Below are 9664 nucleotides of genomic sequence, written 5' to 3'. Positions count from 1 at the left end.
GTCAGACTTAAGCAATTAAGCGTTTTTCGCTATCTGCGTCAACCCCGTTGACGCGACCACCCTAAAAAAGTGGCGTGGTGAGGAATCGCCGTCCGTTTTACGGCGGCGAGGATGTCAATAAATCGGTTAGGCAAGAATCAATTAACTATCTCAAGGTCGCGAGAGGACTCCCGTTAGAGCCGCCCTTGCTTAACGGGAGATGAATCGCGACCAAAGTGAAACTAATGCGGTAGCGTTTCCACTTTCGAGGAATTTCGCTAGAATACAGAAAGCGGTAAAGCGCGTAAAGTATCACGGAAACCTCCCGCTCCTTTGTACCTCGGAACAAATATCGCCCTTGAAAATGTAATGGTGACGGGTCAAGCAGGATAGAAGCTTAACGGCTAAGGTCAATTCTGCCCACAAATAAAATTCAGCTCCGTCCGCCGCCGGGCAGTCGGTAGACGTTAAACCAAAACCCTTGTGGATTCGGTCTGACGGGGGCATAGTCTTCCGATTGTGTCTAGTTAAGAGGAGTAGAAGCAAGAATCTCCCGTCACAGCGTAGCTTGACGGCGAGAGTGTCAAAATTAGGTAGTCCCCTCCCTATCTTTCCTATTTCTTTACCGCTTCTGATTTATGAGTACATCCGTTCCGAGTTCTTCAATTCTCTTGGTGGGAATTGAGGAGAATATCGCTAAACTAGCTAGTGCGGACTTGAAAGAAGCAGGTTATCGTCCCCTGATCGTGCCTAGCATTGATATGGCTTTCCCAGAAGTGAAAAGTTGTCAGCCAGCGATAATTATACTCGATCGCTTCCTCGCAGCGGAGGCTGGTGTGAATTTTTGTCGTCGTTTACGTTCCCAGGGAAGTCGCGTTTATATTATTTTGTTAGTATCTCAAGAAACCCTAGAAGAACGTCTGGCCTGTTTGGAAGCGGGAGCCGACGATTATTTTCTCAAACCCTATAATTCGCCATATTTTCTCAAATTAATCCGTTTTTACCTGCAACCTCTGGAAATTATCCCCGAACAATTGCGTTTTGGTGACTTAGTATTAGATTTAGCCAGTCGTCGTCTCTCCTATAAAAACAAAAATATTGATTTGACGATGAAGGAATTTGAACTGCTGCGCTACCTCATGATTCACCCCAAAGAAGTATTATCGAGGGATAAAATTCTCGAAAATGTCTGGGGAGACGAATTTCAAGGAGAATCAAACGTTATTGAGGTGTATATTCGCTATTTACGCCTGAAGATGGAGGCTGGTGGTCAAAAACGCCTCATTCATACCGTGCGTGGTGTGGGCTACGTTTTACGGGAATCTTAACAGTAATCAGTGATCAGTGATCAGTATTCAGGAGTCAGGAGATTATTTTTATTTATTCTCCCCAGACCCCACACCCCAGACCCCACACCCCAGACCCCACACCCCACCACCCTAGTCAAGCACTGCTATTCAATCTGGATGGAGTTGGGGGAATCGATAGGAGGGGTGGAACTTCCCGGGGTGATAGTTTGACGGTATTGACTATAAAGACGGTCGCGCCAAGCAAAAAAGCCCTCGTAGGCGCTATTATCGGCTAACCCTGGAATCCCCTTGCCTTGCAATTCCCTGGGTAAGTTGAGATAGGAACCCTGGGGAAACTGAAGCAGTACACTTAATCCCGCCACGGCTAAATCGGCTAAAGTGGGCTGATCCCCGACTAAATAGGGACGATTGGTTAAAATGAGGTTCAAAGCTTCTAAATCCTGTTGTAGCCCCTTTTTGGCTGTATTGATAGCATCTTTTCCCAGACCTACACCCGCCCCCAAAATATCAATTAATTCCCCCGGCACAGAACCCAGCAACAAGCGCATAAAATCGGGAGTTTCCCGGGGTAAAAAAGCGGTACGAAAGTTTTGATTTTGGGCAAAAGCGCCGAGAAAAGCGGTTCTTCCTTTTAATCCCAGGGATTCATCGGCCCATTCTTCGATTAATAAACATTGACCCCGTTGTAGGGGATCTGTGGGGATAATTGGTTTTTCAGGATACTTGCGATCGAGATAAAAAGCAATCTCCGTCGAGTCAGCAATATAAGTATCGCCATCCTTGAGCACGGGAACCTGTCGCTGTCCGGAAAGACGGAATAATTCCAATTGTCCCACCCCTGGCACCACGTCCTTTTTTTTATAGGCAAGTCCTTTATAGTCAAGGATGAGACGGACTTTCTCACAATAGGCGGATAATTCAAATTGGTAGAGTTCTAGCATGGGATGATATGGCCTCTCGATAAATCAGTTTCTCCCTGATTACTCTAACCCTATCGGGCATCGGTCGTCTAAACTTAAAGACTTTACTCCGATTTTGTCCGAACATTTGTACTAAAAACGAGAAAGGCGAAAAAATAATCGTTTGCTAATTTTAGGGACCAGATCCGGCAACCCCAACTCAATAGTGCCACGCTTTTAGGTTAGGATATTTTCACGCACTAAAAGCGAGGAATAACTTATATATTCTGGCAAGCTGACTCGCGAGAGACCAATAGCATACCGCTATAGTAGAGGCGTGCGAGGCTGGCTCCTTTCTCGGATCAGAGGTTACTATGCAATTATCCATCGACGTTTTTAATGATGTAGTTCGCTATCTCGACAGCCACGAGGAAAAATTACGGATCAAAAAATTAATCTTTTGTATCTGTAAAAAATATTGGGAAAATGAGCCTAATATTTTGAACGGTGTGGCTATGGAAGACTTGGTGAAGGAGTTAGTGCAAATCAAAACCAATAAAGAACAATTAACTTTTTCTGTTTATAAATTAGTTAAAACCCTCAATCGTCCTCAAGTTTATCTGGGAGTAGCCACGGTTATTATCGAGCAAATCAGTCAATTATATAGTAATATTGCTGCCGCCTACGACAATCAATTATTACCAGTGGAACCGGAAGTTAACCCTAGCTTCACCAACGTTAATAATGATGTCAACAACGAGGAAGATAATTTATTAAGACAGGTGGTTAGTGGAATAGAAAATCATCGAGAGACGGCGAGAATTCAAAAATTAATGTTTGCCGCTTGTAAAAATCGTTGGGAAAACGATCAAGCGGTGATTAATAATTATGGCTTAAAAAATATTGTTTTAGAACTTCAGCGAAACAATCCCAATTTCCTAAGCTTGCGACAAACTCTCAAGCAAGTTGCCGAAAATATTAATAAAAAAGCTCTCTACCTAGCCCTAGCCGATATTATTCTTACGCAGCTAGAGCATCTCTACGATACTGATAACGATGACGAAGAAGAGGATAATGAGTCAAAAAGTCAAAGATTCAACACTCAAATAGTTGATCTAAAGAATGATTCTGATTCTGCGGCTAAAACCACATCTTTCTCCGCCTCTAGAAGTGACCCTGTGGATTTTTCCTCTTCGATCATCAATCTAAATGAACCGCAATTAGTCATGGAATTGCCCTTTGCCGAGCCGGCCTCCTCAAATAACAACCCCAGTAATTTCCCACAAATTCCTGCCTACGACCCCTTTGAAATTCGTTTAGAAATTTTCCAGTATGCTAATCCTTTACGAGCCAAAATATTGATTTTCTCGCTCCTATTTCATCCTTGGGATCGGAGCGGTCAAGATTGGTCAACTCTGCGAAGTTATACCCTAGAAGATTTACTAAAACAACTCATCCAAAGTGGGAAATCCCTCCAGGATATCGAAGTTCAACTATACAATATTGCTCAAACCCAAATGGATACGGATGCTAACGTTCAAACCGCCAGTATTCTGGTGCAAACTTTACAAAAAATTCTTTAATTTTTTACCCAAATTTATCTGGATATTCTACCTATGAAACCCAACGAATTAATTGCACGTTATGCCGCAGGAGAAACTCAATTTAGTGGCTTAAAATTACCCGGAGTTAATTTAGTTGGTGCTGACTTAATTGGCATTGTTTTAAATGAAGCAGATCTGCACGGAGCCAATCTTCTCTTTACCTATCTTAACCGGGCTAATCTCGCTCAAGCTAATCTTGTGACAGCTAATTTAAGCGGTGCTAGTCTCAACCAAGCTGACTTAAATGGGGCAGATTTACGCAGTGCCAATTTACACGGAGCGATGCTACAAGGGGCTAATCTTCGTGATACCGATATAACCCTAGCGACGTTACTTGATGCTAACTTAATCGGTGCGGATTTACGGGGGGCTGATTTAAGTGGTGCTAACCTCACTGGTGCTTGTTTGCGGGGAACAAATATGCGTCAGGAAAAGAAAAATCATAAGACTAATTTACAAGGGGCTAATTTCTCCCGCGCCGACCTGCAAGGGGCTAATATGAAAGGGGTTGATCTGGTGCGAGCAAATCTAGTAGGAGCCAATTTAAAGGATGCTAATTTGTGCAATGTTGACCTCAGAAAAGCGGATTTAACTAATGCTAATCTCCAAGATGCTTTACTTACTGAGGCTAATTTAATCGGGGCGCGTTTAGTGGGGGCAAATCTAGCGGGAGCCAATTTAGTGCGGTCAAAAATGACCGATACGGAAGCAATGCAGGCAAATTTCCATAGTGCAACTATGACTCAAATAAAATTTGATCGAGCTAATCTTAGTCAAGCTAATTTTCAAGGAGCAAGAATGAATCATGCTGACTTAAGAAGGGCTAATCTTTCAGGAGTTAATTTCAGCGAAGCGGATTTAGTCGATGCTTTCTTTGCTAGAGCAAATCTCATCGGTGCTGATTTAAGTAATGCTAATCTAACTGGTGCCGAGTTAATGAGTGCTAATCTGATGGGAGTTAACTTCCGCGGTGCAATTATGCCCGATGGTCGGATTAATAATTAAAATTACTAGACAGTGTTGTTGGCAATTATTCCGGTATAATTGCAGGTAGAATTGAGGGTAATCTTATGGTTGAGCCAGTAATTATTGCAGAAGATATGGGCAAAATCTACACCACCATTACAGTTATCAATCGCGCGGATCAAATTCGTGCGGAGGATGGTATAATCGCACCGGAACAAATTCGCTCTCTTACCCTAGAAAATGTCTTGGTGGATACGGGAGCAACTACTCTTTGTCTGGTGCCGGAAGTAATCTCACGCTTGGGTTTACAGCTTTTAAAAGAGGTAGATGTGGCTACGGCTAAAGGCATAGGAAAAGCGAGAATTTTTCGCGATGCTACCTTGATTATTGCGGGACGGGAAGGGACTTTTGAATGTTTGGAATTACCTGGAGGTCAAAACAATTTATTAGGAATAATTCCTTTAGAAGCTTTGGGATTAAAACCGGAGCTTCGCAGCCAAAAATTGCGAGTTTTACCCACAGAATCCCCCGAGACTTATTTAACAATTTTATCCAACAAAATAGCTCTATAAAATCACTTTTTGTCTGACTGTTCCGGCTCTTTCAGCTATAGCGATAATCTCGATTTCTTGACCAGAAACTCCCTTAATCACCCATTCCACCGTACGGCGATAATCTAAACCGTGAGCAAGACTACTATATACTTTATTTGAGCGCCCTTCTAAGTGACCGATTTCCTGCTCTAATTTTCCCACTATTAAACTCACCTCATCGGCTAAATTTAACTTGACTTGAATGGGACGAACAATCTTTCTTTCCAGTGCCTTTTTACTGGTATAAGTGGGTAAGAATCCCTGATTTTCCAACTGTAAAACCAGATGATAAATACCATTTCCCTCCGACTTAAGATCAAGACGAGAGATAGCTAAAAGAGGTGACATCAAAGCATGGGCAATAGTAAACTGACATTGTTTCTCACATAAATCCGGTAAATACTTTTCTGGGGCATTTTGCCAGACATTTTTAAAGTCCCAACCGCCAATTTCCACCTCTCCCAATTGGGGGTGATGAAAACTTTGCCAATTAATAAAACCCTTTCCCGCTAAATTCTCATCATTCCAACGCTGTAATTTCAATTCATCTTCAAAAGGATGCCAGCGAAACCATTGAATATAATCATCTTTTTTCACGGCTGCTTGGGTGGGTGCATCCCATAACTCCACCGTAAAACCATACCAACCAAAATGATCGTAACCGTAATCATCCATGGCACCGTTAGTCACTTCTTTGGGATGATAACGAAAATCGTGATAGACAGAAACGCATTCATAACCAGTCATTGCTTTTCCCTTATCAGCAATATATTTATACATTTCTAAGTCTTCCACGGGGAAATATTCATCGGGATGCGTGCTATAGGGACGCAACATGACTGCTGAATAGGTATGATAGGTAACGAAGCCATTAATATTAGTGTTATTTGCCCAAAATTCGGCTTCTGCACGGGTTTCTGGCTCCGAAAAAGGAAAATTGCCGGCCCCTTGTTGTTCCCCTTCAGGAACCCAATAAACGGGATAATTGCGGTTAAAATCCAGGCCCTCTAGGGTGGGGGCAGTGGTAAAATTATAGCCATCGTAATCGCGGATTAAACCTTCGGTGAGCAAAGTGTAAAAAGTTCCTTCAAATTCCTCCGGTTCGCGACGCACCATAATGCGAGGATCTTGTTCAGAAATTTTCCAAGCGCCACAGGTATCTTTTTGGCGCATTTGTAAGATTAAACCATCGCCGTTAATATCTTCAGGATATAGCCCCGGTTTCTCATCCGTGTGGGGATAAGGCCGAATACTCGATCGTAACATATAGGGAGTGGTGAGATATTTTTCTGCTCCATCCACGGCTAATCGCGGCAAAATATAGACAGTGTAATGGTCAAGAAGTCTGGTAATTGGGGAATTATGACCGTATTGGCGCAAAAGATGAGAGATAGTGTAGAGAGCGACGGCAGAGCCTGTTACTTCCCCCGCATGGGTGTTAGCATCAATCCAATAGGCAGGTTTTTCTAAATAGGGGCCTGTTGCTTGATTTGTGAGGGTAGTTAACCAGATATCTCGATTTTCGTAGCTTTTACCGATCGAGGTGAGGCTAATTAAATTAGGATAGGATGAGGCTAGGTTTTTCAGGAAAGAAACTAATTCTTCGTAGGGGTAATAGTGGCTAAAATCAAACATAATCTTCTGCAACTAAAAAAAAGGATTCTCGGGTTAATTTGAGAAAATATAGGATAATAACAGTAAAAAACTATGGATAGTCAAGATATCGCTCGCTATATCGAAGAAACTAACGGTATTTCTAAGCCTTGGCTGTTGGTGCAATTGCGTCTCAAAAAACTGCAAGAACGTCGCACCAGTCTTTCCCAACAGGAATATATCCAAGAATTGGATGATATTCAGCAAGACTTAATGAAATTGGGCGAATGGTGGCGAGGAATCGAGTCAGAAGTCTTTAAACCCTAAGCAGTGGCGATAATCTGTAATACTCGCGGTAAATCCTCAAATTCGCCGATGATGCGTTTCACCGGTTGCGGCCAAACCCGGACTAAAGTGGGAATAGCAGAGACATGATTAGATTCCGCTTGTTCTGGATGCTTAGAGATATCGATCACTTTCAGGGTATAGGGATGGTGTAATTCTCGCTCTAGAAGCTGATGGATCGATTCTAGGGTGTGTTTAGTATTGGCATTATTACCGGAGACAAATAACCGCAAAACATAACCCTTGGGACTAGGGTTAGTATAGTCAGAGTCAGCACTAATCCCCGAAGTCGTTGGGGGGCGCTCCTGATAACGGAGAATCAGATCGTGGGATTGCCAAAGTTGGGGAAACTGCTGACGATAGGTTTCTAAGATAGTGGGATTAGAGGATTGTTCCTGCCAAGGTACAGTAAACCAAGCTCGATCGTCCGTGGCGAAAATAGCATTTAATAAAGGCTGATAGCGACGGACAAGGGGATAGACTTCGGCACTAGTATGAATACGGTGACTATAGGGATCTCGCCAGCGGTCGATGGTAGCAGTAAAACTAGGAACTAAAAAATGGGGGGGTTCTGGCAACCCTAAAGCGGACTGGAGAGCAGCGCAGAGATTCAAATGCCAATGAGTTTGTTTATCAGGATCGATACAGTAAATCAGGTCGCCCCCGGGGGTAAACAGGGCGATGCCTTTAAAAATATCGGGCAACACAATCGCGGAAGTAGTCACTTGAGGGGTTCCCGTAGAGAATAAATAGGAACTTCTATTTTTCTAGATTACTAAACTCTTGACCCCTCAAGAATTTCCTTCAGGGTTTTTCTAGATTCTACCCCGCAGCATCATCGCCATTTCATTGGGAACCGGGGACATTTCCAGGGCGACCTCATCGTTAATCCGTCCCTCTTGATAGAGGTTAAACAGAGATTGATTAGTGGTAATCATGCCATCATATTCGCCATCTCTCATTAATTCGATAATTTCGTCATTTTTGCCGCTGCGAATGTAATCTTTGACGGTTTCTGTGTTGACGAGAATATCGTGAAAAGCAGCCCGTTTACTGTCGGTGGTACGACATAAACCCTGGGAAATAATACAAACCAAGGATTCTGCGATCGCCACCCGCATGGATTCCCGTTCCTCGGCGGTATAAAGAGTTAAAATCCGCTCCAGGGTTTTAACGGCGCTGTTGGTGTGCAGGGTTCCCATGACTAAGTGACCGGTTTGGGCAGCTTTCAGGGCAGTATTAACGGTGGATTTGTCCCGCATCTCCCCCACCAGAATAATATCTGGGTCTTCCCGCAAAGAGGCTTTTAGGGCATTATCGAACTCATGGGTGTGCATTCCCACTTCCCTTTGTTTGATCAAACTGCGACGACTTTGATGGACAAATTCGATCGGATCTTCGATGGTGATAATATGTTTGGCTTGTTCTTTATTGATGTAATCGATCATGGCTGCTAGGGTGGTGGATTTCCCTGAACCCGTCGGACCGGTGATTAAAATCAATCCTTTATGCACATCGCACACATTCCGGAACACCGCCGGTAAGCGCAATTGTTCCATAGTGAGGATTTTCATGGGAATCAGACGCAAAACCATCCCCGGACCGCGCAGACTTTCAAAGATATTAATCCGCACTCTAGCGAATTCGTACTGAGTTGCACCGTCAAATTCTAGGTCTTTTTTAAAACGAAGGATTTCTTCTTCTCCTAGAATTTCCCGTAACCAACTATTAAAAGTGTTGATGTCAATTTCGGGATAGTCGAGAATGATCATTTCACCACGATCCCGCGTCCGGGGTTTTTCTCCAACTCCCAGGTGAACGTCCGAATAACCCCGATCAAAGGCCATCCGGATCAAATGTTCTAAGGTGGGTTGATTGGGAGCGCGACCCGGCCGGGGTGGGGTTTGGGGAGAAGCAGCCTGACTGGGAACGCTATTTTTGGGAGGACTTGTGGCGGGAATTTGACCATTTTGCGGCATATTCGGCACGTTTTTGGTCGGTGTCGCCACCTGTTGGCTCATTTCTTGAGTTGTCCCCGTGCTGGTTCCCGTGATTTTTGAGGGAGGCATCGGCATGGAGGGAACCGGCAGCGGCTGCAGTGGTCGCGAGGAAGAATTGGGATTTTGACTCATCGAAAATTTTGGGTCTGAAACCCCGTCGTTTCACGACGGCTTTACTGTTAAATACTAGCGCATTTACACGATATATATATGCTAAAATGTGGGACATGGAAAAAGCCTACTCGTTTCGATTTTCCCCCACACCCGAACAAGAGTCGCTATTGCGGCGCACTTTGGGCTGTGTAAGATTAGTTTACAATAAAGCTCTCCACGAACGAACACAAGCTTGGTACGAAAAGCAAGAAAGAGTAGGCT

At 43.7% G+C, this 9664-nt stretch carries 10 protein-coding genes; 6 read left to right on the top strand and 4 right to left on the bottom strand.

Annotation, left to right across the window (positions count from 1 at the left end):
* The first annotated feature begins 617 nt into the window (after window positions 1-617).
* A complete protein-coding gene (gene nblR, locus EWV84_RS10510) occupies window positions 618-1307 on the top strand; it encodes a response regulator transcription factor NblR (protein WP_287077958.1) in 690 nt (229 codons plus the stop codon).
* 125 nt (window positions 1308-1432) lie between these two features.
* Here the strand turns inward: nblR and EWV84_RS10505 are convergent, their stop codons facing one another.
* On the bottom strand, window positions 1433-2230 hold the full coding sequence (locus EWV84_RS10505) for a glutathione S-transferase (RefSeq protein ID WP_287077957.1): 798 nt from the start codon (window positions 2228-2230) through the stop codon (window positions 1433-1435).
* Window positions 2231-2562: 332 nt separating this feature from the next.
* Here EWV84_RS10505 and EWV84_RS10500 point away from each other — a divergent pair, with 332 nt between their 5' ends.
* The 3 genes from EWV84_RS10500 (at window position 2563) to EWV84_RS10490 (ending at window position 5330) form a co-directional block, all read left to right on the top strand.
* Window positions 2563-3771, top strand: a complete 1209-nt coding sequence (locus EWV84_RS10500; protein ID WP_287077956.1) for a hypothetical protein — start codon at window positions 2563-2565, stop codon at window positions 3769-3771.
* 33 nt (window positions 3772-3804) lie between these two features.
* Window positions 3805-4797, top strand: coding sequence for a pentapeptide repeat-containing protein (locus tag EWV84_RS10495; protein WP_287077955.1), 993 nt, complete (start codon window positions 3805-3807; stop codon window positions 4795-4797).
* Between the two features lie 65 nt (window positions 4798-4862).
* A complete protein-coding gene (locus tag EWV84_RS10490) occupies window positions 4863-5330 on the top strand; it encodes a retroviral-like aspartic protease family protein (protein ID WP_287077954.1) in 468 nt (155 codons plus the stop codon).
* On the opposite strand, the gene EWV84_RS10485 is transcribed toward EWV84_RS10490, so the two are convergent.
* Window positions 5325-6986, bottom strand: coding sequence for a M14 family metallopeptidase (locus tag EWV84_RS10485; RefSeq protein WP_287077953.1), 1662 nt, complete (start codon window positions 6984-6986; stop codon window positions 5325-5327). The two genes, EWV84_RS10490 and EWV84_RS10485, sit on opposite strands and share 6 nt — an antisense overlap.
* Before the next feature lie 72 nt (window positions 6987-7058).
* On the opposite strand from EWV84_RS10485, the gene EWV84_RS10480 reads away from it, so the two are divergent.
* Window positions 7059-7271 carry a hypothetical protein gene (locus EWV84_RS10480; protein WP_287077952.1) on the top strand — a complete coding sequence of 71 codons (213 nt, stop codon included), beginning with the start codon at window positions 7059-7061 and terminating at the stop codon, window positions 7269-7271.
* Here the strand turns inward: EWV84_RS10480 and EWV84_RS10475 are convergent.
* Window positions 7268-8014, bottom strand: a complete 747-nt coding sequence (locus EWV84_RS10475; RefSeq protein ID WP_286826478.1) for a circadian clock KaiB family protein — start codon at window positions 8012-8014, stop codon at window positions 7268-7270. The two genes, EWV84_RS10480 and EWV84_RS10475, sit on opposite strands and share 4 nt — an antisense overlap.
* A 90-nt stretch (window positions 8015-8104) precedes the next feature.
* Window positions 8105-9421, bottom strand: coding sequence for a type IV pilus twitching motility protein PilT (locus EWV84_RS10470; protein WP_287077951.1), 1317 nt, complete (start codon window positions 9419-9421; stop codon window positions 8105-8107).
* Window positions 9422-9516: 95 nt separating this feature from the next.
* Between EWV84_RS10470 and EWV84_RS10465 the strand changes: the two genes are divergently transcribed.
* On the top strand, window positions 9517-9664 hold a 148-nt coding region (locus tag EWV84_RS10465; RefSeq protein WP_287077959.1), incomplete at its 3' end, for a helix-turn-helix domain-containing protein.

Source organism: Microcystis sp. M_QC_C_20170808_M3Col, from assembly GCF_007095505.1.
In the GTDB taxonomy this organism is placed as follows: Bacteria; Cyanobacteriota; Cyanobacteriia; order Cyanobacteriales; family Microcystaceae; genus Microcystis.
Note: the sequence above shows the minus strand (reverse complement) of the source record. Positions and strands in the feature narration are given on the sequence as shown.